26 protein-coding genes are annotated in these 23216 nt (G+C 67.7%); 17 read left to right on the forward strand and 9 right to left on the reverse strand.

Annotated features, from left to right (window positions below):
• Position 1: 1 nt before the first annotated feature.
• Complete coding sequence (locus ACSF9G_RS03460; RefSeq protein WP_436638369.1) at positions 2-382, forward strand: BA14K family protein; 381 nt, start codon at positions 2-4, stop codon at positions 380-382.
• A gap of 242 nt (positions 383-624) precedes the next feature.
• Here ACSF9G_RS03460 and ACSF9G_RS03465 read toward each other — a convergent pair whose 3' ends face one another.
• Complete coding sequence (locus ACSF9G_RS03465) at positions 625-897, reverse strand: hypothetical protein (RefSeq protein WP_436638371.1); 273 nt, start codon at positions 895-897, stop codon at positions 625-627.
• Between ACSF9G_RS03465 and ACSF9G_RS03470 the strand changes: the two genes are divergently transcribed.
• The gene (locus ACSF9G_RS03470; protein ID WP_436638373.1) at positions 896-1822 is read left to right on the forward strand and encodes a trypsin-like serine peptidase; all 927 of its coding nucleotides are present in this window, start codon (positions 896-898) and stop codon (positions 1820-1822) included. The genes ACSF9G_RS03465 and ACSF9G_RS03470 overlap by 2 nt on opposite strands.
• 90 nt (positions 1823-1912) lie before the next feature.
• Here ACSF9G_RS03470 and ACSF9G_RS03475 read toward each other — a convergent pair whose 3' ends face one another.
• Positions 1913-2407, reverse strand: coding sequence for a hypothetical protein (locus tag ACSF9G_RS03475; protein ID WP_436638376.1), 495 nt, complete (start codon positions 2405-2407; stop codon positions 1913-1915).
• A 345-nt stretch (positions 2408-2752) separates the two neighbouring features.
• Here ACSF9G_RS03475 and ACSF9G_RS03480 point away from each other — a divergent pair, with 345 nt between their 5' ends.
• The 5 genes from ACSF9G_RS03480 to ACSF9G_RS03500 all read left to right on the forward strand — a co-directional run bounded on the left by ACSF9G_RS03480 (position 2753) and on the right by ACSF9G_RS03500 (position 6017).
• On the forward strand, positions 2753-4009 hold the full coding sequence (locus tag ACSF9G_RS03480; RefSeq protein ID WP_436638378.1) for a trypsin-like serine peptidase: 1257 nt from the start codon (positions 2753-2755) through the stop codon (positions 4007-4009).
• Positions 4010-4292: 283 nt separating this feature from the next.
• A complete protein-coding gene (locus ACSF9G_RS03485; RefSeq protein ID WP_436638380.1) occupies positions 4293-4721 on the forward strand; it encodes a hypothetical protein in 429 nt (142 codons plus the stop codon).
• Between the two features lie 88 nt (positions 4722-4809).
• A complete protein-coding gene (locus ACSF9G_RS03490; RefSeq protein ID WP_436638382.1) occupies positions 4810-5205 on the forward strand; it encodes a hypothetical protein in 396 nt (131 codons plus the stop codon).
• 49 nt (positions 5206-5254) lie between these two features.
• Positions 5255-5476 carry a hypothetical protein gene (locus ACSF9G_RS03495; protein WP_436638384.1) on the forward strand — a complete coding sequence of 74 codons (222 nt, stop codon included), beginning with the start codon at positions 5255-5257 and terminating at the stop codon, positions 5474-5476.
• Between the two features lie 154 nt (positions 5477-5630).
• Positions 5631-6017: a septal ring lytic transglycosylase RlpA family protein gene (locus ACSF9G_RS03500; protein ID WP_436638386.1), complete on the forward strand. Its 387-nt coding sequence runs from the start codon at positions 5631-5633 to the stop codon at positions 6015-6017.
• A 31-nt stretch (positions 6018-6048) separates the two neighbouring features.
• On the opposite strand, the gene ACSF9G_RS03505 is transcribed toward ACSF9G_RS03500, so the two are convergent.
• Positions 6049-6708, reverse strand: a complete 660-nt coding sequence (locus ACSF9G_RS03505) for an MBL fold metallo-hydrolase (RefSeq protein WP_436638388.1) — start codon at positions 6706-6708, stop codon at positions 6049-6051.
• A gap of 114 nt (positions 6709-6822) precedes the next feature.
• On the opposite strand from ACSF9G_RS03505, the gene ACSF9G_RS03510 reads away from it, so the two are divergent.
• Positions 6823-7176: a cupin domain-containing protein gene (locus ACSF9G_RS03510; protein ID WP_436638390.1), complete on the forward strand. Its 354-nt coding sequence runs from the start codon at positions 6823-6825 to the stop codon at positions 7174-7176.
• A gap of 239 nt (positions 7177-7415) precedes the next feature.
• Complete coding sequence (locus ACSF9G_RS03515; RefSeq protein ID WP_261618426.1) at positions 7416-7631, forward strand: cold-shock protein; 216 nt, start codon at positions 7416-7418, stop codon at positions 7629-7631.
• A gap of 441 nt (positions 7632-8072) precedes the next feature.
• Here the strand turns inward: ACSF9G_RS03515 and ACSF9G_RS03520 are convergent, their stop codons facing one another.
• The 3 genes from ACSF9G_RS03520 to ACSF9G_RS03530 all read right to left on the reverse strand — a co-directional run bounded on the left by ACSF9G_RS03520 (position 8073) and on the right by ACSF9G_RS03530 (position 10622).
• The gene (locus ACSF9G_RS03520; RefSeq protein ID WP_436639652.1) at positions 8073-9248 is read right to left on the reverse strand and encodes a type III PLP-dependent enzyme domain-containing protein; all 1176 of its coding nucleotides are present in this window, start codon (positions 9246-9248) and stop codon (positions 8073-8075) included.
• 232 nt (positions 9249-9480) lie between these two features.
• On the reverse strand, positions 9481-10152 hold the full coding sequence (locus ACSF9G_RS03525; protein WP_436638392.1) for a ribonuclease T2 family protein: 672 nt from the start codon (positions 10150-10152) through the stop codon (positions 9481-9483).
• 8 nt (positions 10153-10160) lie between these two features.
• Entirely contained in the window at positions 10161-10622 is a 462-nt protein-coding gene (locus ACSF9G_RS03530) for a hypothetical protein (protein ID WP_436638394.1), read from the reverse strand.
• Positions 10623-10924: 302 nt separating this feature from the next.
• On the opposite strand from ACSF9G_RS03530, the gene ACSF9G_RS03535 reads away from it, so the two are divergent.
• The gene (locus ACSF9G_RS03535) at positions 10925-11482 is read left to right on the forward strand and encodes a hypothetical protein (protein ID WP_436638396.1); all 558 of its coding nucleotides are present in this window, start codon (positions 10925-10927) and stop codon (positions 11480-11482) included.
• Between the two features lie 114 nt (positions 11483-11596).
• Here ACSF9G_RS03535 and ACSF9G_RS03540 read toward each other — a convergent pair whose 3' ends face one another.
• Complete coding sequence (locus ACSF9G_RS03540) at positions 11597-11893, reverse strand: putative quinol monooxygenase (RefSeq protein WP_436638398.1); 297 nt, start codon at positions 11891-11893, stop codon at positions 11597-11599.
• A 204-nt stretch (positions 11894-12097) separates the two neighbouring features.
• Between ACSF9G_RS03540 and ACSF9G_RS03545 the strand changes: the two genes are divergently transcribed.
• The gene (locus ACSF9G_RS03545) at positions 12098-13147 is read left to right on the forward strand and encodes a DUF1176 domain-containing protein (RefSeq protein ID WP_436638400.1); all 1050 of its coding nucleotides are present in this window, start codon (positions 12098-12100) and stop codon (positions 13145-13147) included.
• A gap of 161 nt (positions 13148-13308) precedes the next feature.
• Here ACSF9G_RS03545 and ACSF9G_RS03550 read toward each other — a convergent pair whose 3' ends face one another.
• Entirely contained in the window at positions 13309-13977 is a 669-nt protein-coding gene (locus ACSF9G_RS03550) for an outer membrane protein (protein ID WP_436638403.1), read from the reverse strand.
• A gap of 374 nt (positions 13978-14351) precedes the next feature.
• Between ACSF9G_RS03550 and ACSF9G_RS03555 the strand changes: the two genes are divergently transcribed.
• The 3 genes from ACSF9G_RS03555 to uvrC are packed head-to-tail and all read left to right on the forward strand — an operon-like array spanning position 14352 to position 18367.
• Positions 14352-15371, forward strand: a complete 1020-nt coding sequence (locus ACSF9G_RS03555) for a calcium/sodium antiporter (RefSeq protein ID WP_436638405.1) — start codon at positions 14352-14354, stop codon at positions 15369-15371.
• Positions 15372-15414: 43 nt separating this feature from the next.
• On the forward strand, positions 15415-16173 hold the full coding sequence (locus tag ACSF9G_RS03560; protein WP_436638414.1) for an SDR family oxidoreductase: 759 nt from the start codon (positions 15415-15417) through the stop codon (positions 16171-16173).
• 46 nt (positions 16174-16219) lie between these two features.
• On the forward strand, positions 16220-18367 hold the full coding sequence (gene uvrC / locus ACSF9G_RS03565) for an excinuclease ABC subunit UvrC (RefSeq protein ID WP_436638426.1): 2148 nt from the start codon (positions 16220-16222) through the stop codon (positions 18365-18367).
• A gap of 1992 nt (positions 18368-20359) precedes the next feature.
• Here the strand turns inward: uvrC and ACSF9G_RS03570 are convergent.
• On the reverse strand, positions 20360-21550 hold the full coding sequence (locus ACSF9G_RS03570) for a BaiN/RdsA family NAD(P)/FAD-dependent oxidoreductase (protein ID WP_436638428.1): 1191 nt from the start codon (positions 21548-21550) through the stop codon (positions 20360-20362).
• A gap of 219 nt (positions 21551-21769) precedes the next feature.
• Here ACSF9G_RS03570 and pgsA point away from each other — a divergent pair, with 219 nt between their 5' ends.
• The 3 genes from pgsA to ACSF9G_RS03585 are packed head-to-tail and all read left to right on the forward strand — an operon-like array spanning position 21770 to position 23126.
• Positions 21770-22360, forward strand: coding sequence for a CDP-diacylglycerol--glycerol-3-phosphate 3-phosphatidyltransferase (pgsA, locus tag ACSF9G_RS03575; protein ID WP_261615525.1), 591 nt, complete (start codon positions 21770-21772; stop codon positions 22358-22360).
• Positions 22361-22379: 19 nt separating this feature from the next.
• Positions 22380-22631: a molybdopterin converting factor subunit 1 gene (moaD, locus tag ACSF9G_RS03580; RefSeq protein WP_436638430.1), complete on the forward strand. Its 252-nt coding sequence runs from the start codon at positions 22380-22382 to the stop codon at positions 22629-22631.
• A 12-nt stretch (positions 22632-22643) separates the two neighbouring features.
• A complete protein-coding gene (locus ACSF9G_RS03585; RefSeq protein WP_436638432.1) occupies positions 22644-23126 on the forward strand; it encodes a molybdenum cofactor biosynthesis protein MoaE in 483 nt (160 codons plus the stop codon).
• Positions 23127-23216 lie beyond the last annotated feature (90 nt).

Here is a 23216-nt window from a genome sequence, read left to right on the forward strand (position 1 = left end):
CATGAACCGGACCTTGAAGACCACCGCCGTCGCCGGCCTCGTCCTCGCGCTGGGCGCCGCCGCCCTGCCTTCCGCCGCCAATGCCGGCGGCTATCGCCACAACCACGGCGGCGCCGCCGCGGCGGGTCTGTTCGGCTTCGCCGCCGGCGCCGTCGTCGGGTCGACGCTGAGCGCGCCCCGCTACTATGCCCCGCGCCCCTACTATGCCCCTCGGCCTTACTACGCCCCTCGGCCTTACTACGCGCCCTCCCCGGTCTACTACGCCAAGCCGGCACCGTGGAGCCCGGCCTGGTACCGCTACTGCTCGGCGAAATATCGCAGCTTCAACCCGAACACCGGCTATTTCCTCGGCTATGACGGGCGCTATCACTTCTGCCGCTGATCCGTACAGCCGTCCGCAAACGCAAGCGGCCGCGACGCCTCCCTCGCGGCCGTTGGTCCTCTGCTAACCGTATTCGAATCCGCATCGCAGCCTGGCCCGTGCCGTGAACAGACAACCTGTTAAACAGTTTGTCGGCACGGTCCCCGATGGCTATCGTGCGATCAAGCCGTCCGTGACCTGTCGATACGGCCTTGCGGCTTATAAGACTTTGACGTTATTTCGCAAATGAGGGCTGGAATGAATTACGCTTTGAAATCCACCACGCTCGCGGTGGTCGCGGCGACGTGTTTGATCGGCGCCGGCGCGGACACGTCCCAGGCGGCCGGAACCGTTTCCTCGGGGGAAATGGCGAGCTCTTCTTCTGCCGAAGAGGTGGCTCTGCCGGCAAATCCGCAAAGCAAGATGCCGCTGGCGAGCATGGAGGCGTTCGCGCCCGACGCGCAGGTCAGGAGCCCGCGCATCAGGGGCGCTTCCGGCGTTTCGTTGTCCTCGGAGAGCGCGGCGTCGCAGGGCATGGCGACCGAGGCCGCGGAGGCCTTCGGCAAGGCGCGGGCGCCCTACACGACCGTCCGCGTCGCCGTCAGGTCCCTCGGTACATCCACGACGGCGCCGATGACCCCCGTCACCAGCTATCCGTTCCGGCCCGCCGGCAAGCTCTGGGCGCGTTGGGGCGACTCCTGGTTTGTATGCACCGCCTCGCTGGTCAAGCCGAGCGTGCTGATCACCGCGGCCCACTGCATCTTCGAGTACGGCAAGAAGGCCAACGGCTGGGCCGACGAGGTGCGGTTCATCCCGGCTAACTACGACACTGGCTCCGGCCCCTACGGTACCTTCACCGCCCGCGATTTGCGCGTGCCGACGCCCTACTACAGGGGGCGGGACACCTGCACCCAGCGCGGCGTCGTCTGCAACAACGACCTGGCGACGGTCGTCCTGAACGCGAACGGATCCTCCCAGTACGCCGGCAATATGGTCGGCTGGTATGCCTATGGCTGGAACGGCTACTCCTACACGCGCTCCAAGATCCTGGGCTCCAAGACGGTCGCCCACATCACCCAGCTCGGCTACCCCCAGGCTTTCGACGGCGGCTACCAGATGCAGCGCACCGACGCGGTCGGCTGGTACCTGAAGGACGGCAACCTGAAGAACACGCAGATCGGCTCCGCCCAGACCGGCGGATCGAGCGGCGGCCCATGGCTGGTCAATCTCGGCGTGAAGGCCTCGATCGATACCTCGGAGGCGAGTTTCGGCCGTAAATCGGCCCAGGCGGTCGTCGGCGTCACCAGCTACGGCTGGATCGACAAGAAGATCAACCGCCAGGGCGCATCCTACTTTGGACAGAACAAGCAGTTCTCCGGCAGGGACTATGGCGGCTACGGCGCGGGCAATATCGGCAAGATCATGTACGATACCTGCCGGTCCCATTCCTGGGCCTGCTGACCCGCATCACACGTGGCGCGGCCCGACGGTCGCGCCCCGACCAGACAGTATGAACCGTGGCGCGGCCGGAAGGTCGCGCCACATCCACATTCAATGGGCGTCGATCAGGTCCCCTGCCAGGAAGCAGTAGAAGGCATCGACATCACCGGTGGAGTCGACGAAGGCGTTCACCGTGGCGCCACCGTCGACAAACGTGTCGGTATCGGCGCGAAAGGCGAAATACTGCGTGTTGCCCTGTATGCCCACGCGGTTGGACGCGAGATCCACGACCTCTTCGCCGCCGTCGATCATCTGGCGGCGCACGCCGATATGCGAAACCTGCCCCGGCGTCGTCACCTGAGCGGCGCAGGACAGTGCGAACACCTTGAGGCGGCGGTTGTCCGGCACGCGATACATCTGCCGCTGGCACGGCGTTCCCTCGCAGGACATGTAGAAGAAGCTGGAATGCGGCGTCCCACCGGGATCGGCCGTCGCAGCGGCCGCCGCCGGCGCATTGCCCGCGACCGTGAAACAGCCAGTCGCGATCAGAACAAGGGCCAGTCCCGCCCCCTTGTTAGCGGCTCGGCCGGACACACGCGCAGACACGGCTACTCTCCTTCACGCAAACACGAAAAGCCGCATCTATTTCGCAGCCGCATATCACGCGTGTTTCGCGATCGTTTCAATTGTTTCGCCGTCTCCACGCCTCGGGAAGCGGAGCTCTCCGGCCGACTCAATCGCAGTCGATTTAATGTTTACACGCCAATTTTAACGCCGATTAACGGCGTTTTCGATCAGGCTTCCATGTTTTCACGCCAAAACGGCACGAAAAACGAACTGTTAATCATTGCCACCAAAACATGCCCCAAAGCCCGGTATTCGGCGGTCCGGTCGCTGAAAACCGACCCCGCACCCATGCACGCGCATGCAATCCACCCGAAAGGGGCTGAAATGATCAGATATCTCCGGCCGGCTTCGCTGGCATCCACAGTCGTCGCCGCCGCCTGTCTGGCCGGCGCGGTGTCCGCGTCGGCGCAGTCGGCTGGCGTCATCTCCCATCCGCTCGAGTCGACGGACGCCCGCGAAGGGTTCAGCGAGGCCGATCTGATGGGGCCTTTCAGGACACGCACGCCCGTCGTCGACCAGCGCGTCCTGGACTTGCTCAAACCGGCGGGCGCTGCGAGTGGCGCGCCGGCCGTTTCCGGCCCGAACGGAGGCGCCGAATCCCTCGACGTCGCGCCGATGGCCTACGGGACCGCGGGAATTCCCTACACGACCGTACGCGCCGCCGTCACCCGGCCGGGCTACGCCCGCAACAAGAAGATGGTCCCGATCACGAGCCGGCCCTACAGCACCACCGGCAAGCTCTACATGAAGTTTGGCGGCTCGACCTTTGTCTGCACCGCCTCGTTGCTGCGAAAGGGCATCCTGGTGACCGCCGCCCATTGCATCAGCGAATTCGGCAACGGACCGGCCGGTTTCGCCGATGCGGCGGTCTGGTACCCGGCCATGGTCAGTGGCGGCAAGCGGGGCCGGCCGTTCGGCCGCTTCCGCGCCGTCAACATCTTCGTGCCCGAGCCCTACTATGACGGCAGCGATACCTGCGACCCTCTTTACCCGGGCATCGTCTGCAACAACGACGTCGCCACGATCGCGCTCCGGAAGGAGAAGGTCCGATTCCGGAACTTCCGCGGCAAGAAGAAGGTGGTGACGAAATATCCAGGACAGCTGGTCGGCACCTATCGGTTCGGCGTCAACGGATATTCCTACACCACGTTGCCGGCGGAATTCGGCAGCGCCTCCGCCGCGCAGATCACGCAGCTCGGCTATCCCGTCGCCCTGGACAAGGGCCTGCAGATGCAGCGCACCGATTCGATCGGCTTCCGCGTAGTCGACGGCGATCTGATCAACACGCTGATCGGGTCGGCCCAGACCGGCGGCTCCAGCGGCGGCCCGTGGCTCGTCAACTTCGGCACGCGGCCGGCTGTCGACGCCACCGACGCCTCGCTGGGCTTCGCAAGCACACCGAATGTCGTCGTGGGCGTGACCAGCTATGGCGTCGAAACCCCGACGAACGTCAACTATCAGGGCGCGTCGTTCTTCGGACAGAACGTGGAGTATCCCGACGCCGACTATGGCGGCTGGGGCCCAGGCAACATCGGCGCTCTGATGATGGCGACCTGCACCCAGAACGCGGCCTCCTGCTGACGTTCAGCAACCCGGCCTGAACAGCGAAGACCCGGCACGCCGCGTGCCGGGTCTTTTTCTTTGCGTGCTTCATTGCGTCGGGGTTCTTTGCGCCCTGGCGGCGGCGGGAGGTATCCGGCCGGCGTGGAGGCGATCGAGCAGGAAACCTTTCGTTAACGATACTGGCGAAACAAAGGAAACACTCGCTGCAATACGGATGAAATCCGGAAGCGTCATAAGGGCATGACAACGGACCGGCGATAGGGTTTGCCGGCTGCCAGGGACAGACATCCGGATTACGAAAATGGTTCTCCCCCGAACGCTCACAGTCTTCCCGATAAGCCGCGCCGATCTTCGTGGCGCCGTCCTGTCGCTGGCGCTCGCTCTGGTAATCGTGCCGCTGCCCGGTGTCGGCCGCGACACCGCGAAGGCAGCGAAGGTCGAAACCCCGGTCTGCCGCGTCCACCTGGAGAAGGTCGACGCGACGCTCAGCCGCGCGCAACAACAATTCGAAGTCGCCCTCGACACAGGCCTTGAGGCCGAATGCGCGGCGATGCACGGACAGGTTCGCGCGTTGCTGGAAGTCCGCAACATCTATCGGCGCTGCGTCGACGGCCCGGAGCGCCACGAGACGGTGGCCGAACTGGACACTTCGATCGAACAGACCGCCAACCGCATCGACGCCCGCTGCGCACCGCGCAGCGCCGAAGCGGGAGCTGCGCGAATCAACTGAATACGGCATGAAGCGCGCCGGGAGGACGGCGCGCGACCTCGCCGAGACGGAACCATCGTGGGACATCGAGAGTTCGACGGAAGACATCATGAAACGCCTGCCCCGCCCTTTTCTGATTGCCGCCGCCGTGCTGACGCTCGTTCTGGGCGCGGCCGGAACCGCCGTGATGGTGACCCCGATGCCGACCGACGCGGCGGCCGGTCCCGCCGAAGCCGGCATCGACATTGATTCCGCCGAATGCCCGACCCGTGTTGCCGAGGCGGCGCGCGGCTTCTCGGCGACCCTGTCCAGCCTGTCGGGCGCCGCCCAGGCCGGCCGCGCAGAACGCTGTGATGCCTATCGCGCCCACGTCGCCGCCCTGAGCAGCGCACGCGACGTCTACGCGACCTGCCTCAGCGGTTTCGCCCGCGACGATCAGGTTTCCCAGATCGAGCTCGCTACGCGCGACTGGCACTCCGCCATCGCCGTAACCTGCGCCGACTGAGCCGGCCCGGGAAACGAAGTTGGTTGCGGCCGGGATCACGGAGGCCAGCGTGTTCACCATCGCTCTCGAAATTCTGGCCGCCTACGGGCTGAAGCTCGCGCTCTGGTTCGGCTGGCCCGGCCTGATGGCCGGCGGCCTGCTCGGAACCGCCCTGTTTCCCGGCTGGCGGATCTCCGCGGCGGTTGGCGGTGCCCTGGTGGGCGCGACCGCCTGGGCGGCCTGCTGGCTCGCCGTGGCGCTTGGTCTGCGGATGATGGGCGTCGGCGGCTGAGTGGCCGGCACGCGCCCCCGGCGGTGCCTGCCGCGCGGGTCGTAGTCCCCCTGTCAAGGATTGCCGGCAGCCCCGATCGTGCCCGCGGCCATGTTTCCGCCGCCTTTTTCCGGCTTTTCCCGCCTCAGGGGGGATCATGTCGGAGTAAGGCACGATGCCCTTCCCTCTATCCCGCGCCGCCGCGTTCGTGCTGGCGCTGATGTCCGCCCTCCCGGCCGCCGCCGAACGCGCCGAGGCTGCAGAGTGCGGTCGCGCGTCCTGGTACGCCCTGACCGGTCGGACCGCCTCGGGCATGCGCGCCGACCCGACCGGCTTCTACGCCGCGCACCGCACGTTGCCGTTCGGCACCCGCATCCGCGTGGAGAACTTGCACAACGGCCGTGTCGTCGAGGTCCGGGTCAACGACCGCGGCCCGTTCGTGCGCGGCCGCATCGTCGACGTCACCAAGGCCGCCGCCGCGAAGCTCGGCTTCATCTCAGCCGGCACCGCGCCCGTGCGCGTCACCGTGGTCGGCCGCGAAACCGCCGCCAAGAGCTGCTGAGGCACCCCCCCTCAGGCGAAACCCTGGACGCTCAGGCAATGCCTTGGGCGTTCTCGCCGACGAAGGGATTGGTACGGCGTTCCTCGCCGATCGAGCCGCCCGGCCCGTGCCCGCACAGGAAGTTGACGTCGTCGCCGAGCGGGAACAGCTTTTCCCTGATCGATTTGGCGAGCGCGTCGAAATCGCCGCCGAACAGATCGGTACGGCCGATCGAGCCGCGGAAAAGCACGTCGCCGACGATGGCGAACCTGGCCTGCTTGTTGACGAACACCACCGAGCCGGGGCTGTGCCCGGGGCAATGCAGCACCTCGAAGGCGTGCCCGGCGATCTCGACGCTGTCGCCTTCGTTCAGCCAGCGATCCGGCGTGACGTTGCGCGCGCCCGCGATGCCGTAGACCGCCCCCTGTTTCTCGAGGTTGTCGAGAAGCGGCTTGTCGGCCTCGTGCGGCCCGACGATCTCGACCCCCAGCCCCTCGCGCAGCTGATCGGCGCCGGCGGCATGGTCGATATGGCCGTGGGTGAGCAGGATGGTGTCGATCGTCAGGCCGAGTTCATCGATCGCCGCGCCGATCTGGTCGAGATCGCCGCCCGGGTCGATCACCACGCCATGCTTCGTCTCCTCGTCGAACACGATCGTGCAGTTCTGCTGGAACGGCGTGACCGGGATGATGGCGGCGCGCAGCGTGGACATGAACGTCGTTTCCTTGATTACCGGGGATTGCCGGAACGGTCGCAATCCCTGACTAACCGATGTAGAGGAGGGGCGGAAGACCCGGCCCCTGCCGATCCTCTCGAGGAGACCGCCATGTCGTCCACCTTCCTGTCCTTCGACCTCTCGTCCCTCCAGCCCGAACATGACGCGCCGGCGCCCGGGAAGATCATCGCGGGAGACCCACGCTTCACTACATGGAACCTGGAAGAGGCCGAGGACGGTACGCTGTTCGCCGGCGTCTGGGAGTCTACGCCGGGCAAGTGGCGGATCGCCTATGACGAGTGGGAATACTGCACGATCATCTCGGGCGTGTCGGTCATTACCGGGGACGACGGCACCGCAACGACCGTGAAGGCGGGCGACAGTTTTATACTTCGACCCGGATTCAACGGTAGTTGGGAAGTGATCGAGACAACGCGTAAGCAATATGTGATCAAACTGCCGTAATTCTAGGCAGAACTGATTTTTAGCCCCCCTCACCCAAATTATGACGCGAATTTTGCTTGCCAATGCGTTATGCTTGCGTCATCACGATTGGCGAGGCGGCTGATCGGACTGCCGGAATGGACGTAAGTCGCGCCTGAGATGTCGCGTGGAATGCCTATCCCGAAGATATCTGCTCGCCTGCCTCGGCAACGACCGGCCGTCGCGTTGATGGTCGGAATTCCTCGGGAAGGGAGACCTCCATGCGCCAGACGGGCACGGTAAAATTTTTCAATCAGTCCAAGGGCTACGGATTTATTACACCTGACGACGGTGGCAAGGACGTATTCGTCCATATCTCCGACGTCGAACGGTCCGGCATTCCGCCGATCGACCAGGGGTCGCGCGTGACCTTCGAGACCGAGCCCGACAAGCGGGGCAAGGGTCCGAAGGCGATCAACCTGCAGATCGCCAGCTGACCGATCCGCAATTCCGCTGCCGGTCCTGACGGTCCGGCGGCCTACCGGTTTCGACCAGATCCTGTTAGTCTTGGTGACGATGGGATAGCGAGCCGACACATCCGGCGCTTCGGCGCCATCCTGACCGTCGCGGCGGTTGTCGCGGCCGCAGGTCAGGGTCGTGCCGAAGAGCCCACCACATCCGGTGTCGCAGCATCCGGCGCCCCCTCGGGCGCGCCTATCGGATCGAAAGCCCCGGATACCGCGCTTCGCCCCGCGATAAACTGCACCTGCCGCCTCGCCGGACAGGATTTCCACCTGGGCGACACCGCCTGCATCCGCGGCAAGATCGCGACCTGCGCGACCTTCCTCAACAACACCTCCTGGACCTTCTCGAACACGCCGTGTCCGGTCGCCACATTCACCCCGGCCCGGAATCCTTGGCGCGGCTGAGACAGCGCGTCAGGTCCGGAACGGCGTGTCCACCTCGACGAAGCTGTCCGGGCAGAGGCCGTTGAAGTCGGTTCGCAGCGACAGCGAGTAGGCGCCGATATGGCCGACCTCGATCCAGTCGCCGGTCGCCACCGTTTCCGGCAGCCAGAACGGCCGCGACAGGATGTCGACGGAATCGCAGGTCGCCCCCATGATCCGGAACGGGATCACCCGCTTCGGATCGCCCTTCGGCCGCAACCGCCCCGGCTCCGGGATCAGATGCACCGGTAGCGTCAGTTTGCCGGTCCAGGCATCCGACAAGCTCGCCCATATGCCGTCGTTGATATAGAGCCGCTGCCCCTTGCGCAGCAGCACCCGCACGATCACCGAAAGCGATCTGGCGACGATGGCGCGGCCGGGTTCGGCAACCAGCGGCACGTCGGCGAAGCCGGTGCTCTCGACGGCGCGCAGGATTCGGGGGATCAGTTCGCTCGGCGTGGGCGTCGGCGGCCGCTTGCGGCGCCGGTCGACGCCGTAGCGCGCGGGATAGCCGCCGCCGATATCGAGCGCCGCGATCGGCACCCCCGCACGGGCACGCACCCACTGGGCAGTTCTCAGCGCCGTGGCATAGGCATCGGTGCCCTCAACCTGACTGCCGACATGGAAGCACAGGCCCGCCTGCGCGCCGAGCCGGTGGACGCGCTGCAGCAGTTCCACCGCGTGGCCCGGCGCCGCGCCGAACTTGCGCGACAGCTCGTAGACGGCGTGCGTGCGCGTGGCCAGCCGCACGAACAGCATGAGGTCCGGCGTATCGACGCCGGCGGCGCGCGCCTCGCGCAGGATCTTGGCCGCCTCGTTCTCGTGGTCGATGGCGAAGTGGCGAATGCCATAGGTGGTCAGCGCCTCCCGGATCGCCGTCGCCGCCTTGACCGGATGCATGTAGAACAGCGCCGCCTGCGGGGCGGCCGCGCGCGCCATGCGGAACTCCGCCGGCGAGGCGACGTCGAAGGCGTCGACGCCGCTGCGCGCCAGCGTGTCGAGCACGAGCGGGTGCGGATTGGTCTTCACCGCGTAGGCCGTTTGCCCGGGAAACGCCTGGAGGAAGGCGCGCGCATCCGCCTCCAGCTGCGTCGGGCGGAAGCAGTAGACCGGCGTATCGGGCCGCAGCGCCAGCGTCGCGGCGCGCGCGTTCGGAAAGCGCTGCAAACCGGCGCGGACGGTTTCGCGGATCTGGATCGGGATTGGGTCGGCCATGGTCACGAGTCCGGCTCCTCCAGGTTTCCCCAAGGTAGCCGGGACCTCATGTCCCCGCGTTCGCTACCCGTAAGGGGGCCGGCAAAGACAGCGAGCGGAACCGCCGACGCTCGTGACGCACGATCCTACCATCGGCGCCGCCGCGATTGAACCCGCCGCCGCAGCCGCCGCCTCAGCCGCCGCCTCAGCCGCCGCGAACCGGCGGCAGCACCACCTTGTTCAGGCGGCAGGCGCGCCGGTCGACCTCCCGGCAGCCGCGGAAGTTCAGCGCCTTGTCCATGCAGATGCGCACCTCGCGCAGCCGGCGGCGATCGCAATCAACGGCGATGGCATCGGCGGCCAGGCCCGGATTGGCTCTGCGGAACGCGTTTTCGACCGCCCCCGGCTCGACCGTCACATAGCGGTCGATGTTGCGGAACGCCGGCGGGATGATCACCCGATCACGCGCCTTGCGCACCAGGTCGAAATAGCCCTCGACCGACAGCCCGGCGCAGGTGCCGTGCTTCTGCCATTGACGCCGCACCAGGTTGGGGCTCGGCATGATGTCGAGCATGCGCCGCACGATTTGCTCGCTCGGCCTGCTGGTCGCCGCCGGGCAGAACTCCGGCCAGCCGCGCTCGTATTGCGGCCACAGCCCGTGCACCACGAAGGAATAGGGCCGCCCGCCGGCGCATTGGAACCGGTCGGCCCGTTCGGCTTCCGCCTCGCAATAGGAGGGCGACCACGACAGCGACAGGACGTAGTAGTCGAAATCACCGGCGACGTTCGTCCCCACGCGCTGCGCTTCGGCGCCGCCGGTCGCGAGGCCGAGACAGAACAGGCTGGCGAGGAAGAGACGTCGGCTGCCCGACCGCATTGCGATCCTTAGAGCGGACGCAGCATCTTGCAGGCGGGCGCGTAGGCGTATTCGCGGTCGCGCCCGACCAGGCAGAACTGCACGCCCCAGCCGACGCCGGCGAACCCCTGTTCGCTGCGCAGCCAGTAGACCAGATCGTAGCGCTGCCCGTCGGTCAGATAGGCCGAGCCGGTGCAGAAGCGCGTCGCGATGATCGGCGGATCCCAATCGCGGAAGGTGGTCTCGCGCGCGCCGGTGATCTGCGCCATCTTGACGCCGGTGTGCCAGTATTGCGCTTCCGCCTGATCGAAATGGGCGAGGATACGGCTCAGCACCGACGGATCGTCGCAGGCCGGCCCATTCCAGGGGCCGTCCCGATTCGCGCCGGAATAGAAGGTGAAGTTCCCCGCCGACGCGGGCGCGGAAACGCCAAGCGCCGTCGCACCAATTGCGAGGGCGGCACAGATCGCACCGGCAGCGAAACGCAGCATTCCAGCCTCCAATTCGGATCGTGGCGCAAGGATGCGCGGATGGGCACGGCGGGTCAAGGCGATGGATGTCACAGTACCGGAAAAACGCCATGCCGGGGTCGATTCAGCCTCTAACGACGCGGTACCGGTTGATGAACCGCGCCGCGATGCCCGGCGGAAGCGGAGAATCAACCGCACGGCCGTGCGCGGCTTCCGCCGGCCACGACAGGGCTCCCCGATACGGATACTGACCCCTGCGGTTTGCGCATTGTTAATCGAATGACGGTTCGTTGCGGCATCGCCTGTTTGTTGGAGGATTTTGCATGACAATTCGTTTGAGTGGTCTCGTTTCGCTGGCCGCCGCACTGCTCGTCGTCGCGTCTCAGGGACCGGCTTTTTCCCAGACCGCCAGGAACCTCGTCTGCCGGGGCTGCGTCGGCAAGGCCGATATCGGCAAGCGCGCCGTCAACCCGGCACGCCTCGCCAACAGTGCGAAGCCGGCCGGCCTTGACGAGGGGGCCCTGGACGGAGGCTCCGTCGCGCTGTCGACGACCGAGAAGGTGGTGGTGTCCGTCACGCTGAAGGCGCCCGCACGCGGCTTCGCCCACATCACCGGCCAAGGCATGTTTGCCTTCAAGGGAACGGCCAACGAGGCCGCCTGCAGCGTATCATCGGACGCGGCATATGATTTCGCGACCGGTGTCTCGCACTCCGGGGACAATGCACCGGAAAACGCCTATGCGGCGCTCTCCCGGACCCGCGTGGTTCAGGTTGGGAAGGGCGCCAACACGTTCCACCTCGTCTGCCTCATGGAGAACGCGCAAAGCGTCAATCTGCTCAATCCGTCCATTCTGGCGGTCTACGTTCCGCAGCGATACTGAGGCTCGCCCCCGTTTCCGGATTTCGCGCGGCGGGCGCCGAGTGCGCCCGTCCCGCAAGGCTGTCTCGCCCCTGACCCGGGGAAACGGGGGACCGGTTCGTTGGGCCCGACCGGGTCAGGTCTCGACCAGATCGTAGTGCTTGATCGACCGGGACTCGACCAGTTCGGCCTCGGCCGGGTCGATGTGCGGGGTCTTGTAGTCGTCGCCGACAAAGGCCTTCAGCGCATCCAGGTCCTTCCACACCATCACGAAGCTGAACTCCCGCGGGCTGTCCGGCCGGGACGCGCCGGGAAGAACCGAGACGATGCCCTCGGTTCCGTTCATCAGCGGGATCGCGGTTTCATGGAAGAACCTGCCGAATGCCTCCTCTTTTCCGGGCCTGGTCACGACTTGAAAGATACGCATGATCATCGGAGTATCCTCCCGGGGGTTGTGCCCTGGACGCACGCCGGATCGGCGCGACCGAAATCCTGCTTTTCCGGAAGCCTAGCACGGTCCCGACGCGCCTTCGCAATGGCCCGGCGGCGGTCTATCGTGTCTTTCCGGTCGCCCGGTCTTCGCGTTATCCTTGGCCAGACGACCGTCCAACGCCGGAACACGCCCCGGAACACGCCGATGTCCTTGCCTCTCGCGGCCTTCCTTGTCGTCCTCTGGGGACTGCTTGCCCCTGTCTCCGCCGAAATCGCCGCTTTCGGCGACTGGCGGGCCGAATGCACCGACGAGACCATCTGCGTCCTGGTCAACCAGGCAACGGGTCCGGACGGCGAGGACGTGGTGCTGGCGCTGCGGCGCCGGCCGGAGGCGGACGCGCCCTGGCAGGTCTCGGTGACGCCGCTTCATCCGGCGATCGACCTCATCCATCCCTTCGCGATGAATGTCGACGGCGGCCCCAAGCTGACCTTCAATCCCGGCTACGACTATCTGGCCTACGGCTCCACCGACAACCTGTTCCTGATCAATTCCGGCCTTGCCGAGCGCCTGCTCGGCCTGATGTCCGACGGGCGCGAGGCCACCCTGTTCTACGAGCCGGACGGCGGCGGCTCGGCGTCGGCCAGCTTCGCCCTGGCCGGTCTCGCCGACGGGCTCGCCTGGATCGACGCCGCGCAGGCCCGAACCGACGTGAGCCGCCGCGTCGCCCCGCCGATCGACCTCGCGCCGCACGAGTCGATGGCCGGCCTGAGCTCGGCCATCGACGGCGGCCAGGGCCAGCGTGGCCTGCCCAACAACGTGCTCGCCCAGCACTACGGCGTGCACGGCTGCGAGGACCTCGACAGCCCGCTGATGGCGCGGACCGAACCCCTCACCGTCCGCCTGTCGGATACCGCGATCCTCTATGGCGTGCCCTGCACCGCGACCGGCGGCCGCGTGGCCTCGCGGCTCTATCTGGTCGAAACCGGCGAGATCGGCGGCATCGCGAGCCTGTCCTTCGCCCGCTACAGCACGGCCTGGGGCTGGACCGGAACGGACACACTGGTCGACGTCAGCTTCGGCGACGGCGAGCTGACAAGCGTCACCGCCGGCCGCGACGTCGACGGCTGCGGCCATGCCGCCCGCTGGCGCTGGCGCGACATCGCCTTCGCGTTGATCGAATACCGCTATCGGGAAACCTGCACCGGATCGGACGATCCGAAGACGTGGCCGGTGGTGTTCGCCCTGGAGCAATGAGCAGGACGGCGCGGCATGCGCAGCAGCCGCTGCTTGGACCCCGGATCAGGTCCGGGGCTCAGCGCCCGTTGTGTGTTCGCTGCCGTGCCGACCGCCACGGACTCGTGCCCCGGACCTGGTCCGGGGCCCATGCGGTCGGTCCGCGGCAGACGCCAGCCCGCCTACTTGAACTTGTAGGTGACGCCGGCGCGCACGGTGTGGCTGTCGAACTCGGTGGAGAACGGCGTGCCGCCGAGCGTGCCGCTCGCCTTCCCAAGATCGGTGTAGAGATATTCGCCGCGCACCGTGAAGTTGTCGGTGATCGCCGCCTCGATGCCCGCGCCGATGGTCCAGCCGACCTTCGTGTCGCTGAACGAGGCTGCCGGTGCCGACAGCGAGACATCGCCGACGGCGAGGCCGCCGGTGCCGTAGAACATGTAGCGGTCGACCGCGTAGCCGGCCCGCCCGCGCAGGGTGGCGAACCAGTCGCTGTCCGCGGTGAAGGGCACGCCGGCGATGACGCCTGTATCGTCGCCGAGCTTGAAATTGATGTCCGCCTCGAGACCGTAGACGAACGGGCCGTTCTGGAAGTTCACGCCCGTGAAGGCACCGGCCGCGAAGCCGGTGGGGTCGAACGTCGTTTTGACGGGGGGCGTGCCGATCAGGGCGTCGAATTCGTCCCAGCTTGCGCCCGCGGACAGGCCGGCATAGACGCCGGACCAGTCGTAGACCACCGGTGCGGCGGGTGTGAACAGCATGTCGTCGGCGGCATGCGCGTACGAGGTCGCGCCCACCGCGGCGACGAACTGTGCGGCAACAAACAGCGCGGAGACGATTGCGCGCGAAAGCATTACGCGTAACTCCAAAGCGAGCCGGCAACGGCCGGCCGTACGGACTCGCCCCCTTTTCTCGGCGCCCCTCTCCTCGACGCCTCCTCACCGGATCCCGAACCGAACCCGATCAATAATCACCTGTAGTTCGGGTCGCTGAAAATTCTGTTCATTTGTAGGCAAAATCCGGCTGAGCCACGAGAGGTTCCATTAATTCTTGGCAATCTTTCACCCGGCTTGGCGGTTTGCGCGCGCATCCGCGATGCCGCGACGTCCGACCGGGACCGGCGGGCTAGACCACGGCGGCCTTTCGGTTCACCAGGCTTTTCCTATATGGCTGTTGCATCTTTTTTCGCCGCAGCCCCGCTGCCCCGCCCCCGCACACGAGTCTCTCCGTGACCGCCTACCTCCTCCTTGCCCTCGGTCTGGTGGTCCTGCTCTTCGCCGGCGACCTGCTGGTGCGCGGCGCCGTCGCGATCGCCGTCAGGCTCGGCATTCCTCCGCTGATCATCGGGCTCACCATCGTCGCCTTCGGCACCTCGGCGCCGGAACTGGTGATCTCCCTCGACGCGGCCCTGTCGAACGCGCCGGGCATCGCGCTGGGCAACGTGGTCGGCTCCAACATCGCCAACATCCTGCTGGTGCTCGGCCTGCCCTCCATCGTCTACGCCACGCACTGCGACCAGCCCGGCCTCCTGCGCAACACCGTCTTCATGTTGTTCGCGACCGCCGTATTCATCGCGCTGGCGTTCACCACGCCACTGCATCTTTGGCAGGGCGCGATCCTGATCACGCTGCTGATCGCGTTCCTCTGGGAGTCCGGCGTGAGGGCGCGCCGCGCCGCCAACGGCGCGAGAGCCGCCCCCTCCCCCACCGCGACCGACCCGCAGACAGCCGCCCCCGCCGGCGACGCCGCCGCCGAGGTTCCCGCCGCCCCGTCCGGCAAGCCGCTGTATTCCACCGCCATGGTGATCGTCGGCCTGATCGGCCTGCCGCTCGGCGCCCACTTCGCCGTCACCGGCGCCCGCGAGATCGCGCTTGCCTGGGGCATGTCGGACGCCGCCGTCGGTCTGACGGTCGTTGCCGTCGGCACCTCGCTGCCCGAACTCGCCGCGACCACGATGGCGGCGCTCAGGCGCGAGAGCGCGATCGCGGTCGGCAACGTCATCGGCTCCAATATCTTCAACCTCCTGTCGATCATGGGACTGACCGCGCTGGCGGCCCGGGTGCCGGTCTCGCCGGCGATCCTGCAGGTCGATCTGTGGGTGATGCTGGCCTCGTCGCTGGCGATCTTGCCGTTCGTCTACTGGCGGCTTCGTATCGGCCGTCTCGCCGGGGTGGCTTTCCTTGCCGTCTACGTCGCCTATGTGGTCATGGTGGTCGCCCACCGATCCGGCGGGCTCGCGGCCTCGTAACGCGCGACGACGGCGTGGACGGCATTTTCAGGCAGGACAGGCAATGACCCAGAAAACCGTTCTGGTCACCGGCGCGGCCAAGCGCATCGGGCGGGCGATCGCCCTGGACCTGGCGGAGAACGGCTATGCCGTCGCCATCCACTACCACCACTCCGCCGAAGACGCCCGCGGGCTGGCCGGCGAAATCGTCGCCGAAGGCGGCCGCGCCACGATGGTCGCCGGCGACCTCGCCGATCCCGCCGTGCCCGAACGCCTGATCGCCGACGCCACCGCCGCGCTCGGCCCCGTCACCGCGCTGGTCAACAACGCCTCGCTCTTCGAGCCCGACGACCCGGCCACCGTGACCGCCGAACACTGGGACCTGCAGCTCGACGTCAACCTGCGCGCGCCGGTCCTGCTCGCCCGCCATTTCGCCGCCGCCCTGCCGTCCGGCAAGACCGGCGCGATCGTCAACCTGATCGACCAGCGGGTGCTGAAGCCCACGCCGATGTTCTTTTCCTACGCGGTATCGAAGGAGGCGCTGTGGGCGGCGACGCGGATGATGGCGCAGGGCCTCGCCCCGACCGTCCGGGTCAACGCCGTCGCGCCCGGGCCGACGCTGCCCAACGTGCGCCAGAGCCTGGACGATTTCCACCGCCAGCAGGACGCCGTCCTGCTGCATCGCGGCCCGACCGTCATGGAGATCGCCGAGGCGACCCGTTTCCTGCTTGAATCGCCCTCGGTGACGGGCCAGATGCTGGTCGTCGACGGCGGCCAGCACCTTGCCTGGGAAACCCCGGACGTCGTAGGCATCAACGAATAGGCGCCTTTCCCCGGATGGGCCGGGGCGACGCGTCCGGCGATACTCCATGAGCGCGGACACCAACCAGCCCGACACGACCGAGACGACCGACACCGCCGAGACGCCGGCCCGCACGGGCCCCTCGGTGATCGCGGCCATGGTCAGGCGCCTGCCGAACGGCCCCGGCGTCTACCGGATGCTCGACCGCAAGGGCGACGTGCTCTACGTCGGCAAGGCGCGCAGCCTGAAGAAGCGCGTCGGCAACTACGCCCGCATCGGCGGCCAGACCCAGCGCATCGCCCGCATGATCGCCGAGACCGCGGCGATGGAATTCGTCTCCACCCAGACGGAGACAGAGGCGCTGCTGCTGGAAGCCAACCTGATCAAGCGCCTGCGCCCGCGCTACAACGTGCTGCTGCGCGACGACAAGTCGTTCCCCTACATCCTGATCACCCGCGACCACCCCGCCCCGCAGATCGTCAAGCATCGCGGCGCCCGCAATCGCAAGGGCGACTACTTCGGCCCCTTCGCCTCGGCCGGCGCGGTCGGGCGCACGATCAACGCCCTGCAGCGCGCCTTCCTGCTGAGATCCTGCTCGGATTCCGTCTACGAGAGCCGGACGCGGCCCTGCCTGCTCTATCAGATCAAGCGCTGCGCCGCGCCGTGCACGGGCGAGATCTCGCTCGACGACTACGCCGTGCTGGTCAAGGAGGCCGAGGCCTTCCTGTCGGGCAAGAGCCGGGCGGTGCGCGAGGACCTGGCACACCAGATGGAGGCGGCCGCCGAGCGCCTCGAGTTCGAGACCGCCGCCGTCTACCGCGACCGCCTCGCCGCGCTGTCCCACGTGCAGGCGCACCAGGGCATCAACCCGCAGACCGTCGACGAGGCCGACGTCTTCGCCGTGCATCAGGACGGCGGCCAGACCTGCATCCAGGTGTTCTTCTTCCGCACCGGCCAGAACTGGGGCAACCGCGCCTACTTCCCGCGCGCCGACAAGTCGCTCGACGCCGCCGAGGTGCTCGGCGCCTTCATCGCCCAGTTCTACGACGACAAGCCGGTGCCGCGCCTGATCCTCCTGTCCGACGAGATCGAGGAGACGGCGCTGCTGTGCGAGGCGCTGTCGCTCAACGCCGGGCACAAGGTCGAGGTCGCGGTGCCCAAGCGCGGCGAGAAGCGCGAGCTGGTCGAGCACGCCCTGTCGAACGCGAAGGAGGCGCTCGGGCGCCGCCTCGCCGAAAGCGCCTCGCAGGCCCGCCTGCTCGCCGGCGTCGCCGAGGCCTTCGGCCTCGACGAGGCCCCGCGCCGCGTCGAGGTCTACGACAACTCCCACATCATGGGCACCAACGCGGTCGGCGGCATGGTCGTCGCCGGGCCGGAGGGCTTCGAAAAGGGCCAGTACCGCAAGTTCAACATCAAGGGCGCCGACCTGACGCCGGGCGACGACTACGCCATGATGCGCGAGGTGCTGACCCGGCGCTTCAAGCGGCTGCTCAAGGAAACTGGCCGCGCACCGGGCGGCGGCGACGCCCCCGGCCACACCGCAGGCCCTCATCCCGAGGAGGGCGCGGATGCGCCGGTCTCGAGGGATGGGCGGGGGGCCGGGGCCGTCCCCCCGCCCTTCGAGACGCAGGCTGCGCCTGCTCCTCAGGACGAGGGACCGGAGCAGATGCCGCGATCCCGGCGTGATCCCGAGGCGAGGCAAGGCGCCGTCTCGACGGATGACCTCGATATCCCAGACGTCGTCGAGGACGACGACTCCCCCTGGCCTGATCTGGTGCTGATCGACGGCGGCCAGGGCCAGCTGTCAGCCGCCCGCGCGGTGATGGCCGAGCTCGGGCTGGAGGACGTTCCGTTGGTCGCCATCGCCAAGGGCGTCGACCGCGACGCCGGCCGCGAGGAGTTCCACATCCCCGGCCGCCAGCCCTTCCGCCTCGCCCCGCGCGATCCGGTGCTCTACTTCGTCCAGCGCCTGCGCGACGAGGCGCACCGCTTCGCCATCGGCTCCCACCGCGCCCGCCGCAAGAAGGCGCTCGCCGCCAACCCGCTCGACGAGATCGCCGGCATCGGCCCGACCCGCAAGCGCGCGCTGCTACGCCATTTCGGCTCGGCCAAGGCCGTCAGCCGCGCCGGCCTCGCCGACCTCGAGGCCGCACCGGGCATCAGCGCCCAGATGGCGCGGCAGGTGTACGATTTCTTTCATGAAAGCGAAGGGTAAAGCCGGACTCCGCCGTGGTCCGGGATACGGGGTTTGTTCAGGTGGCACGGCTGCGCCCAACAACAGGCCACGTGCTCCGGGCCTGATCCAGAGCCCCGGGGGCGCCTGGCAAGACCTCTCCCCCTCCGCTCATTCCCGCGAAGGCGGGAATCCAGCGGCCGCAGTACCGCGTCCTCTCCAGTCTCCACGTCATGCCCGGGCTCGACCCGGGCATCTTGTGCCACGCGCCCGGGATTGCCGGGTCAAGCCCGGCAATGACGTGGAGGAGGAGTTTGGCAGGCGCTGGATGCGACCCATCGGCGGCAACATCGCAAGCAATCCTGCGTGGATGGGCTGCATGGGTCCCGTCAAGTCCGGGACACGGGTTTGTTCGGGTGGCACGGCCGAGCTTCACACCAAAGCCGCGTGCTCCGGGCTTGACCCGGAGCCCAGGGGACGGCTGGCGAGACCTCTCTGCCTCCGCTCGTTCCCGCGAAAGCGGGACTCCGCAAGCCGTGGCGCGAGGCCGTGCCCCAGGCGGGCCGATCCCCGCTTGCGCGGGGAGGAGCGGCCGGGACGGGCGCGTGAAGGGATCGGGATCAGTTCTGCCGATTCCATTCTTCTTTTCAGTCTCTTACGCGAATTCCGAGCCCATTTTCTTCACGCCTTGCGAAACGGGCGTATCCTAGCCCCCATCCCCTTCCACGCGGGGGCGTGCCTGGATCCGACACGGGCTCACGCGGAAGGGGAGCGGCGCCTCCATGGTCCGTCGTCGGGACGGATCATCGGGGAGGATGTGGATCGCCGGTCCCGTACTACGGCGGGGCCGTGGTAGACCAGCACGACAACGCCGGTCGCCGGGGCGCGCGTCAGGCTCCCATGGTCGGGGGTACAACGGCGAACCGCAGCGATACGGCCGCAGGCGGTCCGAGGGTCCAGAAATCGCCGCGGCGGGCGCTCGCAGGAGCACCGTTTCGGACTACCCGCATTGGTGCTTTCGCGAGCGCCCGCGCCCCATCGGGGCGGATGATGGGTTCTTTGAAAAGCGGCGACCGCCGCCGCGCTGAATCGGAATTGCGCCCCCCGCGCGTTGGACGCCGGGGCGGATTACGCATGCCTCGGCCTGTCTTTGGCGGGCACGTTCCGGCAATCCATGACCACGGTGGCCATGAATGCCCGGGACAAGCCCGGGCATGACAGCAAGAGCAAGGCGCGCGGCCGCGCCGTTCGCTGCCCCCTCTCCCCTTGCGGGAGAGGGATGGGGAGAGGGGTTGCGGCGCGCACGCGCCGCCGAGGACAACTGCCCCGGCCCGCGCTTTCGATATCGGTTGCCGCGCCGCACGGAGGAGCTGCATGGGTCCCGGATCAAGTCCGGGACACGGAGTTTGTTCGGAGGCACGGCCGTGCCTCACCCCAGCCTGTCACTGCAGGTGGATCTTTAGCCCCCGGACTTGTTCCGGGGGATGGTCCGGCAATCCAGGACCACCGTCCTCGCTACAGGCGTGACCACCGTGGCCATGGATGCCCGGGACCAGCCCGGGCATGACAGCGGGAGCAGAGGCATGGCCGCGCCGTTCGCTGCCCCCTCTCCCCTTGCGGGAGAGGGATGGGGAGAGGGGTTGCGGCGCGGATGCGCCGCGGAGAACAACTGCCCCGGCCCGCGCTTTCGATATAGGTTGCCGCGCCGCACGGAGGAGCTGCATGGGTCCCGGATCAAGTCCGGGACACGGAGTTTGTTCGGAAGCACGGCCGTGCCTCACCCCAGCCTGTCACTGCAGGTGGATCTTTAGCCCCCGGACTTGTTCCGGGGGATGGTCCGGCAATCCAGGACCACCGTCCTCGCTAAAGGCGTGACCACCGTGGCCATGGATGCCCGGGACAAGCCCGGGCATGACAGCAAGAGCAAGGGGCGAGGCCGTGCCCCACACTGCCCCCTCTCCCCTTGCGGGAGAGGGCTGGGGAGAGGGGTTGCGGCGCGGATGCGCCGTGAAGGACAACTGGCTTGGCCTGCCCCTAAGCGGCCTGTCCCGCGACCCAGCCCGACGACCATGCCCACTGGAAATTGTAGCCGCCGAGCCAGCCGGTGACGTCAACCACCTCGCCGATGAAGAACAGCCCCGGTACGGCGCGCGCGGCCATCGTCTTCTGGTCGAGGTCGCGGGTATCGACGCCGCCGACGGTCACTTCCGCCGTGCGATAGCCTTCCGACCCGACCGGCTTCACCGTCCAGGCGTTCACGCCCGCGCCGACCCGGCGAAGCACCGCGTCGGAGCAGTCGGCGAGATTGCCCCCCGGCCCGGTCCGCACGCCCGCCATCTCGCAGACCGCCTGGGCAAGCCGCTTCGGCAGCAGGTCGGCGAGCACCGTCGACACCGCACGTTTCCCGGCTTGCGCACGCGCGGCCTTCAGATGACCGAACGCGTCGGTTCCCGGCAGCATATCGACGGTGATCGCCTCGCCCTCGCGCCAGTAGGACGAGATCTGCAGGATCGCCGGCCCGCTAAGGCCCCGATGGGTGAACAGCATGGCTTCCGCGAACCGCGTCTTGCCGCAGGCGACGACCGCGTCGACGGAGACGCCGGCAAGCGGCTTCAGCCGCTCCAGCAGCCCCGCCTCGAAGGTGAGCGGCACGAGGCCCGGCCGGGTCTCGGTGATGCGCAGGCCGAACCGGCGGGCGACGTCGTAGCCGAAGCCGCTCGCCCCCATCTTCGGGATCGACTTGCCGCCCGTGGCGATCACCACCGAAGAACAGGCGATCGGACCTTCCGTTGTCGCGACCATGAAGCCGTCGCCGGTCCTCTCGATGCCGTCGACGCTGGTGGACAGCCGCACCTGCGCCCCGGCCCGCGCCATCTCGGCCTTGAGCATGTCGATGATCTGTCTGGCCGAGCCGTCGCAGAAGAGCTGTCCCAGCGTCTTCTCGTGCCAGGCGATGCCGTGTTGTTCGACCAGCTTGATGAAGTCGTGCTGCGTATAGCGGCTCAGCGCGGATTTGCAGAAATGCGGGTTCTGCGACAGGAAGGCCTTCGGGCCCGCGCCGAGATTGGTGAAATTGCAGCGCCCGCCGCCGGAAATGCGGATCTTCTCGCCGGGCGTGCCGTTGTGTTCGACCACGAGCACCGAGCGGCCGCGGCGGCCCGCCTCGATCGCGCACATCATGCCCGCCGCGCCGGCGCCGATGATCAGGACGTCCACATGTTCCATGCGGGCGGTGTGGCCGTTGCCGGCGGCCCCGTCAATGGTGGAGTCGCGGGCACGACTGCCGGGACGCGAATATCGGGCACGGGACCGGCAGCCGCGTTAACCGCCGCGACAGTCGGCCCTCTTCCGCTTTTCCCGGAACGCTATAGTTCTGACACACGGATACCCTAGAAGCGCATCGAACCCATTGACGCGCGGGGGATTCCCATGGTGACTGAAGGCATGACGAGTTCGTCGACCCACGCGCGGGGCCATGCAACGTCCCTGCCGAATATCCTGACCTACGGCCGCATCGCCGCGGTGCCGGCCATGGTCGCCTGTTTCTATCTGGAAGGCCATCTGGCGAACTGGCTGGCGCTGACGGTCTTCATCGCCGCCTCCATCACCGACTTCCTCGACGGCTATCTCGCCCGCGCCTGGCAGCAGCAGTCCGCGCTCGGCCGCATGCTCGATCCGATCGCCGACAAGCTGCTGGTCGCCGCCGCCCTGATGATGCTGGTCGATGCCGGCACCATCGGCGGCTGGTCACTGCTCGCCGCCATCATCATCCTGAGCCGCGAGATCCTCGTTTCCGGCCTGCGCGAATTCCTCGCCGAGCTGCGCGTGTCCGTGCCGGTCACGACGCTGGCCAAATGGAAGACGACCATGCAGATGGTGGCCATCGGCTTCCTGCTCGCCGGCCCCGCCGGCGACGCCGTCATCCCCGGCGTTAGCCTGGTCGGCCTGACGCTGCTCTGGCTCTCGGCGATTTTGACCCTTTATACTGGTTGGGACTACTTCCGCGCCGGCATCCGCCACGCGATGGAAGAGTAGAAGCAACGAGGTACAGGGTTTGAAAGCTCTCTATTTCGCATGGATCCGCGAACGCACGGGCCTTGCCGAGGAAGTCATCGAGCCGCCGGCGACCGTGAAGACGGCCGGCGACCTGATCGAATGGCTCAAGGGCCGCGGCGAGGAGTTCGAGTACGCCTTCGGCAACGAGCACGTGGTGCGCATCGCCATCGACCGCGCCCATGTCCAGCGCGACGCGCCGATTGAGGGCGCCCGCGAGATCGCCTTCTTCCCGCCGATGACCGGCGGCTGACCGGGGCCTGACATGGCCGACGAACCGATCATCGACGTGCGCGTCCAGGCAGGGCCGTTCGATGCCGCGGGCGAAGCGAAACGGCTCGCCGCTCTCGCCGATGTCGGCGCCGTGGTCACCTTCACCGGCATCTGCCGGTCCGACGGCGGCAGGCTGAAAGGCCTCGAGCTCGAGCACTATCCCGGCATGGCCGAGGCGGAGATCGCCCGCGTTGCCGCGGAAGCCGCCCGCCGCTGGCCGATCGCCGGCGCTGTCGCGATCCACCGCTACGGCGTCATCGCGGCCGGCGACGACATCGTCCTGGTGGTGACCGCCTCGCCCCACCGCGCTGCCGCCTTCGCCGCCGCCGAGTTCCTGATGGACTGGCTCAAGACCCGCGCGCCGTTCTGGAAGCGCGAGATCTTCGCCGACGGCGGCTTCGGCGACTGGGTGGAGGCCAGGGCGGCGGACGACCACGCCGCCGACCGCTGGCGGCTCGACAGGGCCGCCGAGTAGCGCCCGCCGGCCGCCCCTCCCCAGACAGGTCGAGGCAGAGGTCAAGGCAGGGCAGACATGCGCTATCGAAGGTTGTTTGCGGGCGCTTTC

The sequence above is a fragment of the Microbaculum mangrovi genome, assembly GCF_051390635.1.
In the GTDB taxonomy this organism is placed as follows: Bacteria; Pseudomonadota; Alphaproteobacteria; order Rhizobiales; family Tepidamorphaceae; genus Microbaculum.